At 72.0% G+C, this 16,503-nt stretch carries 15 protein-coding genes and 1 riboswitch; of the genes, 10 read left to right on the forward strand and 5 right to left on the reverse strand.

The genetic code is table 11. The features are described from left to right. Positions 1-29: 29 nt before the first annotated feature. The 5 genes from B3G12_RS10280 to B3G12_RS10300 all read right to left on the reverse strand — a co-directional run bounded on the left by B3G12_RS10280 (position 30) and on the right by B3G12_RS10300 (position 8,285). Complete coding sequence (locus B3G12_RS10280) at positions 30-1,325, reverse strand: cystathionine gamma-synthase (protein ID WP_290500215.1); 1,296 nt, start codon at positions 1,323-1,325, stop codon at positions 30-32. Positions 1,326-1,379: 54 nt separating this feature from the next. After that, on the reverse strand, positions 1,380-2,669 hold the full coding sequence (locus B3G12_RS10285) for an aminotransferase class V-fold PLP-dependent enzyme (protein ID WP_144943138.1): 1,290 nt from the start codon (positions 2,667-2,669) through the stop codon (positions 1,380-1,382). A 94-nt stretch (positions 2,670-2,763) separates the two neighbouring features. Next, positions 2,764-5,274 (reverse strand): 5-methyltetrahydropteroyltriglutamate--homocysteine S-methyltransferase, encoded by a 2,511-nt coding sequence (metE, locus tag B3G12_RS10290; RefSeq protein ID WP_290500217.1) that lies wholly within the window; start codon positions 5,272-5,274, stop codon positions 2,764-2,766. 251 nt (positions 5,275-5,525) lie between these two features. Then, positions 5,526-6,533 carry a methylenetetrahydrofolate reductase gene (locus B3G12_RS10295; RefSeq protein WP_244944825.1) on the reverse strand — a complete coding sequence of 336 codons (1,008 nt, stop codon included), beginning with the start codon at positions 6,531-6,533 and terminating at the stop codon, positions 5,526-5,528. Between the two features lie 42 nt (positions 6,534-6,575). Further along, a riboswitch (SAM riboswitch) is annotated at positions 6,576-6,691 on the reverse strand. Further along, positions 6,672-8,285, reverse strand: coding sequence for an MFS transporter (locus B3G12_RS10300; RefSeq protein ID WP_290500220.1), 1,614 nt, complete (start codon positions 8,283-8,285; stop codon positions 6,672-6,674). Its footprint overlaps the riboswitch before it by 20 nt. A 77-nt stretch (positions 8,286-8,362) precedes the next feature. Between B3G12_RS10300 and B3G12_RS10305 the strand changes: the two genes are divergently transcribed. The 10 genes from B3G12_RS10305 (at position 8,363) to B3G12_RS10350 (ending at position 16,497) form a co-directional block, all read left to right on the forward strand. Further along, positions 8,363-9,061 carry a TetR/AcrR family transcriptional regulator gene (locus tag B3G12_RS10305; protein ID WP_290500222.1) on the forward strand — a complete coding sequence of 233 codons (699 nt, stop codon included), beginning with the start codon at positions 8,363-8,365 and terminating at the stop codon, positions 9,059-9,061. 88 nt (positions 9,062-9,149) lie between these two features. Beyond that, positions 9,150-9,752, forward strand: coding sequence for a hypothetical protein (locus B3G12_RS10310; protein WP_145011001.1), 603 nt, complete (start codon positions 9,150-9,152; stop codon positions 9,750-9,752). A 9-nt stretch (positions 9,753-9,761) separates the two neighbouring features. Beyond that, on the forward strand, positions 9,762-10,631 hold the full coding sequence (locus tag B3G12_RS10315) for a fructosamine kinase family protein (RefSeq protein ID WP_144943141.1): 870 nt from the start codon (positions 9,762-9,764) through the stop codon (positions 10,629-10,631). Positions 10,632-10,746: 115 nt separating this feature from the next. After that, positions 10,747-11,238: a MarR family winged helix-turn-helix transcriptional regulator gene (locus B3G12_RS10320; RefSeq protein WP_244944826.1), complete on the forward strand. Its 492-nt coding sequence runs from the start codon at positions 10,747-10,749 to the stop codon at positions 11,236-11,238. Beyond that, positions 11,235-12,335, forward strand: a complete 1,101-nt coding sequence (locus tag B3G12_RS10325) for a polyprenyl synthetase family protein (RefSeq protein ID WP_145011004.1) — start codon at positions 11,235-11,237, stop codon at positions 12,333-12,335. The genes B3G12_RS10320 and B3G12_RS10325 overlap by 4 nt, the downstream gene beginning before the upstream one ends. A 14-nt stretch (positions 12,336-12,349) precedes the next feature. Beyond that, a complete protein-coding gene (locus B3G12_RS10330; RefSeq protein WP_144943144.1) occupies positions 12,350-13,330 on the forward strand; it encodes a phytoene/squalene synthase family protein in 981 nt (326 codons plus the stop codon). Next, entirely contained in the window at positions 13,327-14,946 is a 1,620-nt protein-coding gene (gene crtI, locus B3G12_RS10335; protein ID WP_290500224.1) for a phytoene desaturase family protein, read from the forward strand. The genes B3G12_RS10330 and crtI overlap by 4 nt, the downstream gene beginning before the upstream one ends. Continuing rightward, entirely contained in the window at positions 14,946-15,293 is a 348-nt protein-coding gene (locus B3G12_RS10340; RefSeq protein WP_055082511.1) for a lycopene cyclase domain-containing protein, read from the forward strand. Before crtI ends, B3G12_RS10340 begins: the two co-directional genes overlap by 1 nt. After that, entirely contained in the window at positions 15,290-15,628 is a 339-nt protein-coding gene (locus tag B3G12_RS10345; RefSeq protein ID WP_055082509.1) for a lycopene cyclase domain-containing protein, read from the forward strand. The genes B3G12_RS10340 and B3G12_RS10345 overlap by 4 nt, the downstream gene beginning before the upstream one ends. After that, positions 15,622-16,497, forward strand: a complete 876-nt coding sequence (locus B3G12_RS10350) for a prenyltransferase (RefSeq protein ID WP_144943146.1) — start codon at positions 15,622-15,624, stop codon at positions 16,495-16,497. Before B3G12_RS10345 ends, B3G12_RS10350 begins: the two co-directional genes overlap by 7 nt. The last annotated feature ends 6 nt before the right edge of the window (positions 16,498-16,503 follow it).

Raw genomic sequence — 16,503 nt, forward strand, 5'->3', positions numbered from 1 at the left:
CCCTTCATCATCCTCTGGGGGGACTGTTGTTACAGGCCGGTCCCGGCACTGACAGGAACCCCGGAGGGGTCGACGGTGGTCGGGGTATGGACCTCGTGTGACGCGCAAGCACCGTGCGGTTCAGTGGTCGGCTGGTTGGCACCGGCAACCCGGGCAGCGGTTGCCAGGGCCCGATCCAGATCTTCCAGATGGTCGTCCAGCGTCTCGATTCCCACCGACAGGCGCACCAGGTCCTCGGGAACCTCGTACGGGGTCCCCACCCGGGACGCGTGGGTCATGCCGTGGGGCACGCACACGAGCGACTCCACCCCGCCGAGGCTCACCGACAGGCTGTACAGCTCGGATGCCTTCGCAAACTCCTGGGCGGCGGCCACCCCACGGGCAGGTCGGAACGAGATGATCCCCCCGAAGCCGCCGTTCAACGTGCGCGCGGCGAGTGCGTGTTGCGGGTGGCTCTCCAACCCCGGGTAGTTCACCTCGAGAACGTCCTCCCTCGCCTCCAGGAAGCGGGCCACAGCGAGCGCATTGGTGCAGTGCCGCTCCATGCGCAGCGGCAGCGTTTTGAGTCCTCGGGCGGCCAGGAACGAGTCGAACGGGCCGGCCACCGCTCCGCAGGCGAACTGCTGGAAGGCGATTGCCTCGGCGAGGGGCTTGCCCTTCCACTGCGCGTCCCCCACGACGACCGCACCGCCGAGCACGTCCGAGTGCCCGCCCACGTACTTGGTGGTCGAGTGGATCACGGCGTGGGCTCCCAGGGCCAGGGGGTTCTGGAGGGCGGGTGTGGCAAAGGTGTTGTCCACGACGAGGAGGGCACCGGCGTCGTCGGCGACCCGCGCCCAGGCGGCAATGTCCGCCACGCTCAGCAGTGGGTTCGACGGGGTCTCCAGCCACAGCACCCGGGTGCGCTCGGGGCGAATCGAGGCGGCGGCGTCGTCGGCGGAGGCGGAGGGGACGAAACTGTGCTCGATCCCCCAGCCCGAGAGCACCTGGTCGACCAGACGGAAAGTGCCGCCGTAGACGTCCGAGGCGAGGACCACGTGGTCGCCCGGCGCGAGGACGGCTCGCAGCAGCGCGTCCTCCGCGGCCATCCCGGAGGCGAACGCGAACGCCCGCGTCCCCTGCTCCAGCGAGGCGAGCTGCTCCTCGAAGCCGTTGCGCGTGGGGTTGGAGCCGCGGCTGTACTCGTGGCCGCCGGTGCGGAACTCGTTGACGCCGTCCTGGGCGAATGTAGACGTCTGGTAGATGGGTGGGACCACCGCGCCGGTGGTCGGGTCGGGCTGCTGGCCGTCGTGGATGGCGCGCGTGGCGAGTCCGTGGCGGGTCATGGTGTCCTCCTATTGCGGATTGAAGAATACGGGTGGGGTGGCGACGCCGCGCGGTCACGCGTGCGCGTGCGGCGCCTCGGCCGGGGCGATCACGGACAGGGCCTGGAAGAGATCCGCGGTGAGGTCCGCCTCGTCCTCCAGCCCCACGGTGAAGCGCAGAGTGTTCTCGGTGATGCCGCTCGCCGCGAACTGCTCGGGGGTGAGACGGCAGTGGGTCATGCTTGCGGGGTGCGCCACGAGGGTGCGGACGTCCCCGATGTTGGCCGCCAGCTTGATGAGCCGCAGGGCATCCACCGCCTGCTCCACCTGCTCGGGGGTTCCGTGCAGCTCCACGGAGAACACGCCGCCCGCACCGCGGTAGCCGCCGGTCTCGAGCAGCTCGGCCTGGCGTGGGCCGTTGTGACGAGGGTGGTGCACGTGCGCCACGGCCGGATGCTCGGACAGTGTGGCTGCGAGCCGCTGCGCGGTGGCGGACTGGCGCTCCACACGGACCCCGAGCGTCGTGATGCCCTGCAGGATCTCGTGCGCGGTGGTGGCGCCCATGCACGGGCCGAGGTCGTTGAGGTACTTGCACCGGGCCACGCCCAGCAGCGCACGCTTCGCTCCGTAGACCTCCACGGCGGAGCGGTCGCCCCACCGGTGCTGCCGCTCGGTGAGCCACGGCCAGCGCTCCGGGTCCCGGGTGGGATCGAAGCGCCCGGCGTCCACGAGCAGACCGCCGAGCGGTCCGCCGTGACCGGAGAGGTACTTGGTGGCCGAGTGAACCACGAAGTCCGCGCCGTGCTCCGCGGGGGTGTACAGGTGTGGAGTGGCCACGGTGTTGTCCACGATCACCACGGCACCGTGGCGGTGGGCGATCTCCGCGATGGTCTCGAGCTCGGGCAGCTCCGTCAGTGGGTTCGCAATGGACTCCAGCAGGAACACCCGGGTCCCCTGCCGCAGCGCGTCCTCCCACTCCTGCGGGTTCCGGGGGTCCGCGAAGGTCACCTCGAGTCCGGTGTCCGCGAGGGTGTCCGTGAGCAGGTCCACGCTGCCGCCGTAGATCCGCGAGGACACGACGGCGTGCGCGTCCTCCGCGGGACCGGTCAGCGCCAGCAGCGCGAGCGCCAGCGCCGCCTGCCCGGATGCTGTGGCCACCGCGCACTCTCCGTGCTCGAGCCGAGTGATCTCGGCCTCCAGCGCGGCAACGTTCGGGTTGCCGGTCCGCGCGTACGTGAACCCACCGGCCCGCTGCGCGAACACCGCGCGGGCCTCCGCGAGGGAGTCGAACGCGTACGCCGCGCTGTGGTGGATGGGCTGGACGATTGGCGTCCCCAGCGGGGCGCGAGCTGTGGTGTCGCTCAAGACGTTCTCCGTTTCTCGGTGCCGCGCGGCCCCGCCCCGGAGGGATGCGGGGCCGCGGATCGTGCTCGGTGTGCTTCGTGGGCCGGGCCCGGGGTCAGCGCTTCGGGGCGCCGACCCTCGCGCTGGCCGGCGCCGCGTGGGTCGAACGGGCGCGGTCGGTGTCGTGCTGCGGGTCCCCGTGGTGCTCGGTACCCGGGCGACCCGCCCCGGGGACGGCCCGTGCGGCGGCGTCGGCAGGGGCGTCGCCCTCTCGCGCGAGCTCCCCGCGGACCGTGACGGCCGCGGCCACCAGCCGGTCCAGGGCGGCCTCCGTCTCCGTCCAGCCGCGGGTCTTCAGGCCGCAGTCCGGGTTGACCCACACGCGCTCGGCGCCGATCGAGTGGGCGGCGTGGCGCACGCGCTGGGCGACCTCCTCGAAGGTGGGAACGCGCGGGGAGTGGATGTCCCACACGCCGGGACCCACATCCCGCGGGAAGTCCGCGGCGGCGAGCCCATCCACGATGCCCGAACCGGACCGGGAGGCCTCCAAGGTGGTGACGTCCGCGTCCAGACCGTCGATCGCGCCCAGCACCGTCTCGAACTCCGAGTAGCACAGGTGCGTGTGGATCTGCGTGTCCGTGGCCGCCCCGCCCGTGGCCAGGCGGAAGGACCCCACGGACCAGTCCAGGTACTCCGGACGGTCCGCCTCACGCAGCGGAAGCAGCTCACGCAGGGCGGGTTCGTCCACCTGGATGATCGCGGTCCCGGCAGCCTCCAGGTCCGTGATCTCGTCCCGCAGTGCCAGCGCCACCTGGTCCGCGACCTCCGCGGCGGGGGCGTCGTCGCGCACGAAGGACCACGCGAGGATCGTCACCGGGCCCGTGAGCATTCCCTTGACGGGCCGCTCGGACAGGGACGCCGCGTAGGAGGTCCAGTCCACCGTGATGGGCGCGGGTCGGGAGACGTCACCGAACAGGATCGAGGGGCGCGTGCACCGTGAGCCGTAGGACTGCACCCAGCCGTGGCGGGTGGTTGCGAAGCCGTCCAGGGCCTCCGCGAAGTACTGCACCATGTCGTTGCGCTCCGCCTCCCCGTGCACGAGCACGTCCAGGCCCAGTTCCTCCTGCGCGCGCACCGTGTGGGCGATCTCCTCCCGGATCCGCGCGGTGTACTGCGCGTCCGTGATGCGCCCGGCGCGGTGCTCGGCGCGGGCCGTGCGGACCTCCGCGGTCTGGGGGAAGGAGCCGATGGTCGTGGTGGGCAGTACGGGCAGCTGCAACCGCTCGTGCTGCGCGGCGCGGCGGGCCTCGGCGGTGTCCCGGCGGCGGTCAGTGTCCCGCACGGCGGCGGTGCGCTCGCGGACCTCTGCTCGGTGCGTGGCGGGGTGGTTCGCGCGGGCCTCGCGCACGGCGGCGTCGTGGCGCAGCGTCTCGGCCACCGTCTCCCATCCCTGCTCCACGCCGCGCGCCAGTTCCACGACCTCGCCGACCTTCTGGTCCGCGAACGCCACCCAGGCGCGCACGGCCGGGTCCAGCCCGGTCTCGCGGGCGGCGTCGTGCGGCACGTGCAGCAGCGGCGTCGCCGTGCCCACGGCCACCGGTCCGTGGGCACGGGAGCGCAGCAGGTCCAGCTTCTGGACGGCCCGTGCGAGGTCCGTGCGCCACACGGTGCGGCCGCCGACCACGCCGGCCACGACCGGGCGCTCGCCCCACGCCCGCAGGGCGGCCTCGCCGGGGACGTCGCCGCGGTCCAGGTCCACGGCCAGGGCGTCCACGTCCGTACGGGCCAGGGCGAGCTGCGCGTCCTCGCCGGCGTCCCCGTAGCCGACGGTCACGAGGATCTGCGGCCGGTGGGCGGGGTAGCTCAGCCGCGCGTAGACGGTCTCCAGAGCGGCCACGAGCTCGGCGCGCGGCAGCTGCCACCCGTCCGCAGCGAGGGCGGGCTCGTCCAGCTGCACCCACGGGATTCCGGCGTCCGCGAGAGCGGAGAGCAGGGTGGTGTAGAGGGCCACGACGTCCTCGAGCCGGTCCAGGGGGCGGACGCCGGAGTCGTCCGTGGTCTCGGGACGAGAGAGCAGCAGCAGGCTCAGCGGCCCCACCAGGACGGGGCGGGTGACCGTGCCCGTGGCCGCGAGTGTGGCGGCGAAACGCTGCACCAGACTCTCGGGGTGCGCACTCAGGGGGGTGTCCGGGCCGATCTCCGGCACGTAGTAGTGGTAGTTGGTGTCGAACCACTTGGTCAGTTCGAGCGGTTCGAGGTGGTCCGTCCCGCGGGACAGTGCCGTCACCAGTTCGATGCCGCGCGGGGTGTCCGGGGCGGCGGGACGGTAGCCGTCCGCCGCGAAGCGGGCGGGGACCGCACCCAGGGCCAGGGCGGTGTCGAGCACGTGGTCCACGGCGAAGCCCTCGGAGGGCACCGCGGCCGGGGCGCTCAGGCCGAGCCCCGTGAGCCGGGAGGTGGTGCGTTCCCGCAGTGCGGCGAGCGTGTCCAGCACTGTCTGGGCAGGGTGCTGGACCGGATCGCCCCAGTACGCCTCGAGCGCCTTCTTCAGCTCGCGGTCCGGGCCGATGCGGGGATAGCCGAGAACGGTGGCGGTGGGGAACGGGGTGGTGGGTCGAGCAGTCATGGGAACTCCTTCGTGAATCTCTGGTGGATGCGATGCCTGGTGGCGTGGATGCTTCGGTCGGTGGTGATCGTCTGTGGTGCTGACGGGGCCGGGTTGCCGCCCTGCTGCGTGACGTGCGGGGCTGGGCTGCCCGGTGCGGGCGGGAAAAGGGTGTGCGATACCGCGACCGCGGGCGGGTGGGCTCGCGGAGCGGGGCCTGAGGGAGTGGGAGAGGTGCGGCGGGAGGATGACGGCGACGCCGCGGCGTCGGCTCAGGAGGCCGGGCTGCGGCCCCGGTACTCGCGGGCGGCGTCCCGCACGCGCAGGTGCTCCAGGATGGTCAGAGCGGCGTCCGGGCGGTTGAACGTGTAGAGGTGGAAGCCCGCGCAGCCGAGGTCCAGCAGGTCGTCGATCAGTGAGAGCGTGGCGGCGATCCCGCGGCGGCGCAGCTCGTCCGGGGTGCCCGCCGCCAGGAAGTCGGTGAGCCGCTTCGGCACGGCCACGCCGGTGATCTCTGTCATCCGCCGCAACCGCTGCGGGTTGCTCAGCGGCATCAGCCCGGCGACCACCGGGATGTGAATGCCCTCCGAGCGGGCGCGCTCCAGGAAGCGGGCGTAGTCCTCGGGCTCGTAGAGCACCTGGGTGATCGCGTAGTCCGCGCCGGCCTCCTGCTTCTCCCACAGGGACGCCAGGTCCGCCTCGAAGTCCCGGCCACGGGCGGGGGAGGGGTAGCATGCCACGGACACCGACAGCGGCCGGGTCCCGGGGCGGTAGCCGTCTCCGAAGCGGCGCCGCTCGACGTCACGGATGAGCGAGACCAGTTCCGAGGCGCGGCCGAGCCCGCCACGGGGAGTCTCCCACTGCCCGCTGCCCAGCGGCGGGTCCCCGCGCAGCGCGAGGAGGTCGCGAACACCGTCGTCGAGCAGCTGCTCCACGGAGCGTTCCAGGCCCGCGCGGTCCGTGCCGCCGCACGTGAAGTGGGCCATCACGGGGGTGCTCGTGGTGCGGCGCAGGTGGCGCAGTGCCTCCCGGGAGACACCCGTGCCAGCGGAGTGCCCGTGTGTGACCGAGAAGAAGTCCGGACCGGCCTGGGCCATGGCGTCGATGTGGGACCACACGGTGTCCGGGTCCGCGTCCGGGCGGGGCGGGAACACCTCGAAGGACACGAGCGTGGAACGCCGGGGGCGGCGCACGAGCCAGGACGTGCCCGTGGGCGGGTCAGCCACCGGGGCCTGCTGCCGGGCCGGGGTCTGCTGCGGTGCGAGCGACGGTGCGGACATGTGAAAAAACCTCCGACGTTGACGCCGGAGGTCCAGTTCCGAGCGCCGTACTTGCCATTACGCGGTTGCGCAACGGCCGGATCGTCATCTGGGGCACCCCACTACAGCAGGAGGGTTGCCGCCCGGCTAGCCAGAGCTTTATACCGGGACTCTTGATCCTTTGTTGTTCGAGAGCGTAGCACGGCTCACACCGTGGCCGTCAAGGGGCAGACGGGCGTGCGCCCGGCGTGCAACGGGAGGTCGCACGCCGGGCGCAGCGGGGCGGGGCTCAGTGCTCGTCCGCGGCGTGGGAGTTGGTGAGCGTGGTGCAGAGCCGTAGCCGCTGATCACGGCCACCAGCACGGCGACCACCAGGTAGATGACGCGCTCGCCGTGGAAGAAGGACTCCAGGAAGTCCGCGGACCACAGACCGTCCGGCAGGGTCCTGGCCACGAGCGCGGCGAGGATGGTGCCCACCACGGCGGTGCCGAGCGAGTTGCCGAGCTCCTGGCTGACGTCGTTGAGCGCGGTGCCCATGGAGGTCTGGTCCTCGGGCATGGCCTCGATCAGCGCCACGGCGCACACGGTCATGATGATGCGCAGGCCCATGGCCATCAGGCCCATGCCGGCGGCGAGCACCCAGTAGCCGTGTTCCACCCCGAAGGCCAGCACCAGGGTGCCGAGGACCACGCTCGCGGTGGCGATCATGCAGGTGACGCGGTGACCGAACCTCGCGATCAGCTTCTCGGAGATGGGGCTCGAGATGATCATCATGACCACGAACGGCAGGTTGCCGAGACCGGCCTTCATGGGGGACCAGCCCAGGGCGTACTGGAAGTGCAGGATCAGCATGAACATCGCCGCCATCATGGCCACGGAGCTGCCGAGCTGGGCCAGTGCGGCGCCGCGCACGGTGGGGCGCGTGAGGACGGCGAGGTCGATCATGGGGTGCGCGGCGCCGCGCTCCCGGGCGATGAACACGACGACGGCGAGGGCCGCTCCCACGAAGCAGGCGAGGGTGACGGGAGACGTCCACCCGTTGTCGACGCCGCTGGTCAGTGCGTAGCAGCCGAGGCCCATGGCGGCCATGGTGGCCAGTGCGGCGGGGAGGTCCAGGGGCGTGGTGTGCAGGTCCTCGGCGGTGTCCTTGGGCACCCCGTACAGCAGCCCGAGGATCGCGAAGGCGGCAATCGGGGTGTTGACGAACAGCAGCCAGTGCCAGCTCACGGACTCCAGGGCGCCGCCGGCCACGACCGGGCCCAGTGCCATCGCGCTCATGCCGATGATGACCATGATCGAGATGGCGCGCATCCGCACCTTCTCGTCGTCGAACAGGCGGAAGACCAGGGACATGGTCACCGGTGCCATGCACGCGGCGAACATGCCCATGACGGCGCGCAGCGCGATCAGCTGGCCCGCGTCCTGGACCAGCCAGACCAGGGCGGAGACCAGGCCGAAACCGGCGAGGCCCACGGTGAGCACGCGGCGTCGGCCGAAGCGGTCCGCGAGGGAGCCGGAGGTGAGCAGCAGGGAGCCGAACATCAGCGAGTACGCGCCGGTGACCCACTGCAGCTGGGTGGTGGAGGCGTGCAGGTCCCGGCCCATGGTGGGCAGGGCGATGGTCAGGACGGTGTTGTCCACCATCTCGACGAAGAAGCAGAGGCACAGGGCTGCGAACGGCAGCCAGGCCTGGCTGATCGTCTTGCCGACGATCGTGGCCGGAGCGCTCTCCCGCGAGGGGGAGGTCACCGGCTCGAAGGTGGTGTGGGACATGGCGTGAGCCTTTCTCGAACATGGTTCTAATTTCAACCTGCTGCGATATTAGAACGGGGTTCGGTAAAGTGCAATCCATGAGTCCAGCACCCGAGTCCAAGCGCACCCGCGGCCGCCCCAGGGGGAGCCGGCCAGCCCTCTCCCTGCCCGCCGTGGTCGATGCCTCCGTGGCGCTGCTCGACGAGGCGGGCCAGGACGCCCTGACCTTCCGGGCGCTCGCGGCCCGCATGGAGACGGGTGTGGGGGCGATCTACCACTACGTGACCGGGCGCGATGAGCTGCTCGACCGCGCGACCAACGCGATCCTCGCGGACGTCCTGAGTGGCGTCGACGTGCGGGAGGACCCGTTCGAGGTGCTGCGAACACTCTCTGCCACCCTGTTCGACACCCTGCAGGCGCACGAGTGGGCCGGGGCGTACCTGCTGCGCGACACCACCATGCAGCCCAACTCCCTGCGCATCTTCGAGGCGATGGGCCAGCAGTTCATGCGGATGCAGCTCACGAGCGCGCAGTGCTTCAACGCCGCCAGCGGGCTGCTGTCCTTCGTGGTGGGCAGCGGCGCCGAGATCCGCGAGATGCCGGCCGCGTTCCTGGAGGAGGGGGTGAGCCAGGAGGAGCACCTGCAGGAGTTCGCGGACGCCTGGCTCGCCCTGGACGCCCACGAGTTCCCGTTCCTGAACACGATTGCCCGCGGCTTCGCGCAGCATGACGACCGCGAACAGTTCCTCGCCGGGGTGGACATCTACCTCGCCGGGGTTCGGGCGCAGCTGGGCTGAGACGGAGCCGAGAGGGCGCGGGTCGCACGGTGGGCCCGTCGGTGAGGGTACCGCGAGCCCGTCCGCTGCCGCGAGCGAGGGGACGTTCGTGGGCACGACGGTGGCTCTCACCCAGACATTCACGACCCCGGACGGCACCATCTCGTTCGACTACCCGGGCGACTGGAGCGTGACCGCGCTGAGCACCTCGACCGCCGAGATTCCCGCGTGGGGCGTCAACGACGAGAGCGGAGTCCGGATGTTCACGCTCTCGATCCGTCCGGACGGCCAGATCGCGAGCCCCGTGACGCCCCAGAATCCGGCCACGGTGGGAACCCTCCCGGACGCGCTGGGCGCCCAGGGCCATCCGCTGGCCGTCGGCGTGGGGCCGTTCCCCGGCCAGTCGGTGGGCGTGAACATGGCGAACGTGTACGCGGTGACGTCCGCGACCGGCGCGGACCGGCTCTTCGGCTACGTGAGCCGCGGGGACGGCACCGTGGTCTCGTTCGAGGGCACCCAGGAGGGCGGAACCAACGACCAGGTGGACATGGCGGACGAGACCCAGGAATTCCTGCAGAGCGATCTCTTCCGGGCCCGGCTGCTCCCGGTGCCGGAGTCGTTCACCATGAAGCCCTCGTCGCGGGCTGAGGTCGCCGGGTCCTGCCCGACCGTCCTGCCCCGCGCGGTGACGCAGCCCCGCGCGCAGTGCTAGACAGAAACCATGACTCACATCGACCAGCTGCCCCCGGACCTCGTGACGGAGCTGCGGGCGGAGACCGCCCAGCCGCTCAGCGGCGGTGACAGCGCGAACGCCTTCCGCGTGGAGACGCCGGGCGGGCCCGTGTTCGTGAAGACGATGCCGAACGCCCCGGCGGGAGTGCTCCCCCTCGAGGCGAGGGGCCTGGAGGCCCTGCGCGCCGTGGCGCCGGAAGAGATCCGTGTGCCGCGCGTGCTGCACGTCTCGGACGGTGCGCTCGCGCTGGAGTGGATCGACGAGGGCGCGGGCGCCCGGACCGAGGCCACCGAGCGCGGCTTCGGGGTCGGCCTCGCCGCGATCCACCGCGCGCACGCACCGCACGTGGGGTGGCTGGCCCCGGACCTGCCCGAGCGCATCGGCTCCTCGCCCACGGATCTGACGCCCACCGACGACTGGGCCGAGTTCCTGCTGGTGCGCCGGATTGAGCCGCTGGTGCGCGCGGCGGTGGACGCCGGGAACCTGGACCCCGCGGCGTCGGGCCTGCTGGCGGAGCTCGCGCCCCGGGCGGAGGAGCTGGCCGGTCCCGCGGAGCCGCCGAGCCTGCTGCACGGGGACCTGTGGGCCGGCAACCGGGTGGTGGACGCCTCCGGCGCGAACTGGCTGATCGACCCGTCCTCGTTCTACGGGGGCCGCGAGTACGACCTCGCGATGATGCAGCTCTTCGGCGGTTTCGGCAGGGAGTGCTTCACCGCGTACGACGACGCCTACCCCCTGGCGGACGGCTGGCAGCAGCGGGTGCCGTGGTACCAGCTGCCCCCGCTGCTCGTGCACGCCATCCGGTTCGGCGGCGGATACGGGGGTGGGGTGGTGCGGGCCCTGCGCCAGCTCGGGTGACCCTGCCCGGGGTTGGACAGGTCCCGCCGCTGTCCAGCATGATGGTTACTAGAATTTCTAGTAATTACGAGGCGGGAGTCACCGGGTGACGGAGACCGGAGCGTGGAGTGCGAGCGTGAGCCCGCAGTCGCGGGCGCTGCGTCGGCTGGTGCGGCTGAACGAGGAGATCGGGTACCAGATCCGCCGTCTCATGGGCCTGAAGGAGACCGACTACTCCGCCATGGCCCTGCTCATGCGGAGTCCGATGGGGCCCACCGACCTGGCCCACGCCCTGCACATCACCACCGCCTCCGCCACGGCCGTGGTGGACCGGCTCGCCCGGGCCGGGCACGTGGTGCGTGAACCGCACGGAGAGGACCGTCGCCGCATGACCGTGCGGGCCGTGTCCGGCTCCCGCGAGCAGGTGCGGGAGCACGTGGTGCCCATGATGGACATGGTCGAGGAGGAGCTTGCGCGGCTGGACGAGTCCGGCCGCGGGGCCGTCCTTCAGTTCCTCACCGGCACCGCCGACCGCATGGAGGACTACCTGGCGGGACTGCGGGAACGCCCGGCCGACACAGGCGGCGCCACACGGGGCGCGCACCGTGCCAGGGAGGAGCGTTCATGACCGCAGAGGCGGGCACCGCGGCCGACCCCACCGCGGTCTGGGACCTGTTCCGCGCGGCCGTCGACCGGGAGCTGGGCGAGTTCTTCGACTCACCGCGCAACAGGGTCCCCTCCAGCCCCGGCTTCCCCGTGATGTGGGATCGCATCCGGCACCAGGTGCTGGGCGGCAAACTGATCCGGCCCCGCCTGACGCACATCGCGTGGCGCGCGTTCGCCGGTGAGCAGAGCGATGACGTCGGCCACGGGGCCGAGTGCGTGCGGCTCGCCGCATCGTTCGAGATGCTGCACGCCGCGCTGATCGTGCACGACGACGTCGTGGACCGGGACTGGCGCCGGCGCGGGAGGCCCACGGTGGGCGAGCTCTTCCGTCGCGACGCGGTGCAGGCGGGGGCCCCTGAGCGCGAGGCCGAGCACGCGGGGGAGTCCGCCGCGATCCTTGCGGGAGACCTGCTCCTGGCGGGTGCGCTGCGGCTGGCGACCACGTGCACCGACGACCCGGGGCGGGCCCGCGCCGTGGCGGACGTGGTCTTCGAGGCAGTGACCGCGTCCGCGGCGGGGGAGCTGGACGATCTCCTCCTCTCGCTGCACCGCTACGGCGCGCAGCATCCGGGCGTCCAGGACATCCTGGACATGGAGCGGCTGAAGACCGCCACGTACTCGTTCGAGGCACCGCTGCGGGCAGGGGCCCTGCTCGGAGGGGCTCCCCCGGACCAGGCCCGCCGGCTGGCTCACGCGGGTGCCCTGCTCGGTGTGGGGTACCAGGTCGTCGACGACGTCCTGGGAACCTTCGGCGACCCCGAGCTCACTGGCAAGTCGGTGGACGCCGACCTCACCTCGGGCAAGGCCACCGTGCTGACCGCCCACGGAATGCGGAACCCCGCGGTGCGGGACGTCCTCGCAGAGCTCGCGGCAGGGCGCGCCTCGGTGGGCTCTGCGCGGGCTGTCCTGACGACGTCGGGAGCGCAGGAGGCAGCCGTGGCGCTGGCCACGGATCTCGTGGACCGGGCCCGAGCGACCCTGGACGAGCTCCCGCTTCCCGCTGCCCAGCGCGCGGAGCTCGACGCGCTGTGCCACCACGTCCTGAACAGAGACTCGTAGTGAGGACCCCCACCATGCCCCAGGACGCACCGGCCGACGCGCCGCTGAGCCTCTACACCGCCACCGCGCTGGCGGCCTCAGGTGCGGTGATCGGGCGCTACTCCACCTCCTTCTCGCTCGCGTGCCGCACCCTGCCGCCTGTGGTGCGCCGGGACGTCGCCGGGATCTACGCGCTCGTGCGCGTGGCGGACGAGGTGGTGGACGGAACGGCCGGAGCGGCGGGTCTCGGCCCGGACCGGGTGCGCGCGGCGCTCGACGCGTACGAGGCCGAGGTGGCCTCCGCGCTCGCCACGGGCTTCTCGACGGACCTGGTGGTCCACGGCTTCGCGGACGTCGCCCGCCGCCACGGCTTTGGCACCGAGCTGACCGGGCCGTTCTTCGCGTCCATGCGGGCGGACCTGGATGTGGCCGAGCACGACGGCGCCTCGCTGGAGTCCTACATCTACGGCTCGGCGGAGGTGGTGGGGCTGATGTGCCTGGAGGTCTTCATGGACATGCCCGGCACCCGCGCCCAGACCTCGGAGCAGCGGGAGATGCTGCGCGCCACGGCCCGCCGGCTGGGCGCCGCGTTCCAGAAGGTCAACTTCCTGCGGGACCTCGGCGCGGACCACGACCAGCTCGGACGCACCTACTTCCCCGGCGCGGACCCCTCCCACCTGGACGAGACCCGCAAGCAGCTGCTGCTCGCGGACCTCGGCGCGGACCTGGATGCCGCCGTGCCCGGGATCCTCGCGCTGGACCACCGTGCCGGGCGGGCGGTGCTGATCGCGCACGGACTGTTCCGTGAGCTCGCACGGCGGATCGAGGAGGTGCCCGCGGCGGAGCTCACACGACGGCGCATCAGCGTGCCCGCCGGGGTGAAGCTGCGGATTGCCGCGAGAGCGCTGTCCGTCACCGCGCGCACGGGCTCGCACGGGCGGGGCCGAGCCCCTGAGTCGGGGCCACCGGTGCCGGCGACCATGCCCGAAACCTCCGGGACGGGGGCCACCCGATGACGCGCACGGTGGTGATCGGCGGCGGCTTCGCGGGCCTGGCCACGGCGGGCCTGCTCGCCCGGGACGGGCGCAGCGTCACCCTGCTCGAGCAGCAGGACACGGTCGGTGGCCGCTCCGGGCGGTGGTCCGCGGAGGGCTTCACGTTCGACACCGGACCCAGCTGGTACCTCATGCCCGAGGTGATCGACCGCTGGTTCACCCTGATGGGCACGAGCGCCGCCGAGCAGCTGGACCTGCGCCGGCTGGACCCGGGCTACCGCGTCTTCTTCGAGGACCACCTGACGGAACCGCCCACGGACGTGGTCACCGGCCACGCGCAGGAGCTGTTCGACAGCCTCGACCCGGGGTCCTCCAGCGCGCTGCGCGCCTACCTGGACTCGGGCGCGCAGGTCTACGAGCTCGCCAAGAAGCACTTCCTCTACACGGACTTCGCGCACCCGCTGGACCTCGTGCGCCCGGAGGTGCTCCGCAACCTCCCGCGGTTGGCAACGCTGCTGGGCACGTCCATGAAGAACTACGTCGCGCGGCGTTTTCCCGAGCCGCGGCAGCGCCAGATCCTGGGCTATCCCGCCGTCTTCCTGGGGGCGTCCCCCGGCTCCGCCCCGGCCATGTACCACCTCATGAGCCACCTGGACCTCACCGACGGCGTGCAGTATCCGATGGGTGGATTCGCCGTCATGGTGGACGCCATGGAGCGGCTCGTGCGCGCGGCCGGCGTGGAGATCGTCACGGGGGTCACCGTGACCGGCATCGAGGTGGCTCCCGAACCGCGGTCGCCGCGTTCCCGGTTGGCTGCCGCCCGGGCACGACGTCGCACCGCAGGCACGGTCACGGGCGTCACCTACCGCACGGCGCCGGGCACGGACCCGGACGGCGTCGTCGCCGGTGCGGAGGTCACCGTGCCCGCGGACGTCGTCGTCGGCGCCGCGGACCTGCACCACCTCCAGACCCGCCTGCTGCCGGGTCCGTTCCGCGCGCCGGAGTCCCGCTGGAAACGCCGCGATCCCGGGCCCTCCGGGGTGCTCGTGTGCCTCGGCGTGCGCGGGAAGCTGCCGCAGCTGGCCCACCACAACCTGCTGTTCACCGCGGACTGGGACGAGAACTTCGGGCGCATCGAGTCCGGTGCGGACCTCGCGGAGGAGACCTCGATCTACGTGTCCATGACGTCGGCGACGGATCCGGGCACCGCGCCCGAGGGGGACGAGAACCTCTTCATCCTGGTGCCCTCGCCCGCGGCGCTCGAGTGGGGCCACGGTGGAACCACCGCACCGGGCGTCGACGAGCCCGGTTCCGCGCAGGTGGAGCGGGTCGCCGACGCCGCCATCGCGCAGCTCGCGCGTTGGGCGGACATCCCGGACCTGGCCTCGCGGATCGTGGTGCGCAGGACCTACGGGCCCGAGGACTTCGCGGTGGCCGTCAATGCATGGCGCGGCTCCCTGCTGGGCCCGGGGCACGTTCTGACGCAGTCCGCGATGTTCCGTCCCGGCGTCACCGACCGCGGGATCCGGGGGCTGTTCTACGCCGGTTCCTCGGTGCGCCCGGGGATCGGCGTACCCATGTGCCTGATCTCCTCCGAGGTGGTGCGGGACGCCGTGCGGGAGAGCGGGGCGCGCTGATGTACCTGTTCCTGCTGCTCGTCCTCCTGGGCTGCTTCGCGCTCATCGACCGGCGCTGGAACCTGTACTTCTGGTCCGGGCACCCGATGCGGGCCTGGCTCGTGCTGGTCACCGGGGTGGTGTTCTTCCTCGCCTGGGACCTGGTGGGGATCGCCAACGGACTGTTCTGGCACGGGGAGAACTCCCTGACCCTGGGGATCTTCGTGGCTCCCGAGCTGCCCCTGGAAGAGGTCTTCTTCCTCGCGTTCCTCTGCTACCAGACCATGGTCTACGTGCTCGGCGCGCCCGTGCTGTGGCGGTGGCTGCGGGCCCGCACCGGCGCGGCCCACGCGGGGAGGCGGGCATGACGTACTGGGGTGTGAATGCGGTCTTCCTGGGGATGGCGGCGGTCGTTCTGCTGGCAACGGCGCTCGTGCGGCGTCCACCCGCCCGGTTCTGGGGGGCGCTCGCGGCCTCCGCGGCGCTGCTCGTGGTGCTCACCGCCGTTTTCGACAACGTCATGATCGCCTCCGGGATCATGACGTACACGGACCGCAACATCTCCGGGGTGCAGATCGGGCTCGCCCCCCTGGAGGACTTCGCCTATCCGGTGGCCGGCGTGCTGCTGCTGCCGGCGCTGTGGCTGCTGCTCGGGGGCAGGCGCAGCGGCAATTCCAACGACGGAAGGAACGGACCGTGCTGAGGACGCTGTTCTGGGCCTCGCGCCCGCTCAGCTGGGTGAACACCGCCTATCCGTTCGCCGCGGCCGTGCTGCTGACGGGCGGTCTGCCCTGGTGGCTGGTGGCGCTCGGGACCGTGTTCTTCCTGGTGCCCTACAACCTGGCGATGTACGGCATCAACGACGTCTTCGACTACGAGTCGGACCTGCGCAACCCCCGCAAGGGCGGTGTGGAGGGCGCGGTGGTGGACCGCTCCGCGCAGCGCGGCGTGCTGCGGGCGGCGTGCCTGCTGCCGGTGCCATTCGTCGCTGTGCTGGCCGGGTACGGGATCGCGACCGGGAACGTGCTGTCCGTGCTGGTACTGGCCGTGAGTCTGTTCGCGGTGGTCGCGTACTCGTGGGCGGGACTGCGCTTCAAGGAGCGCCCGTTCGTGGACGCGATGACCTCCGCGACCCACTTCGTCTCGCCCGCCGTCTACGGGCTGGTGCTCGCACGGGCGGAGTTCACGGCGGGGCTGTGGGCGGTGCTCGTGGGCTTCTTCCTGTGGGGCATGGCCTCGCAGATGTTCGGGGCGGTGCAGGACGTGGTTCCGGACCGTGAGGGCGGGCTGGCATCCGTGGCCACCGTGCTCGGAGCCCGCCCCACGGTGTGGCTCGCGGCGGGCCTCTACGCGCTCTCCGGTGCCCTGATGCTGCTCACCCAGTGGCCGGGTCAGCTCGCGGCGCTGCTCGCGGTGCCGTACCTGGTCGACGCGTGGCGCTTCCGGGGCGTCACGGACGAGGACTCAGCCCGGGCCAACGCCGGATGGAAGACGTTCCTGTGGTTGAACTACGCGACCGGCTTCCTGGTCACGATGCTGTTGATCTGGTGGGCTCGGGTCCACGTCCTGTGAACGGAC

The organism is Kocuria sp. UBA5001 (assembly GCF_002398425.1).
Lineage (GTDB): Bacteria > Actinomycetota > Actinomycetes > Actinomycetales > Micrococcaceae > Kocuria > Kocuria salsicia.

Bases quoted from the DNA above. Each gene is read 5' to 3' on its own strand.
- B3G12_RS10345 (WP_055082509.1), top strand. From the start codon at position 15,290: ATGACGTACTGGGGTGTGAATGCGGTCTTCCTGGGGATGGCGGCGGTC.
- metE (WP_290500217.1), bottom strand. From the start codon at position 5,274: ATGACTGCTCGACCCACCACCCCGTTCCCCACCGCCACCGTTCTCGGC.
- B3G12_RS10325 (WP_145011004.1), top strand. From the start codon at position 11,235: ATGACCGCAGAGGCGGGCACCGCGGCCGACCCCACCGCGGTCTGGGAC.
- B3G12_RS10330 (WP_144943144.1), top strand. From the start codon at position 12,350: ATGCCCCAGGACGCACCGGCCGACGCGCCGCTGAGCCTCTACACCGCC.
- B3G12_RS10295 (WP_244944825.1), bottom strand. From the start codon at position 6,533: ATGTCCGCACCGTCGCTCGCACCGCAGCAGACCCCGGCCCGGCAGCAG.
- B3G12_RS10280 (WP_290500215.1), bottom strand. From the start codon at position 1,325: ATGACCCGCCACGGACTCGCCACGCGCGCCATCCACGACGGCCAGCAG.
- B3G12_RS10305 (WP_290500222.1), top strand. From the start codon at position 8,363: ATGAGTCCAGCACCCGAGTCCAAGCGCACCCGCGGCCGCCCCAGGGGG.
- B3G12_RS10300 (WP_290500220.1), bottom strand. From the start codon at position 8,285: ATGTCCCACACCACCTTCGAGCCGGTGACCTCCCCCTCGCGGGAGAGC.
- B3G12_RS10315 (WP_144943141.1), top strand. From the start codon at position 9,762: ATGACTCACATCGACCAGCTGCCCCCGGACCTCGTGACGGAGCTGCGG.
- B3G12_RS10340 (WP_055082511.1), top strand. From the start codon at position 14,946: ATGTACCTGTTCCTGCTGCTCGTCCTCCTGGGCTGCTTCGCGCTCATC.
- crtI (WP_290500224.1), top strand. From the start codon at position 13,327: ATGACGCGCACGGTGGTGATCGGCGGCGGCTTCGCGGGCCTGGCCACG.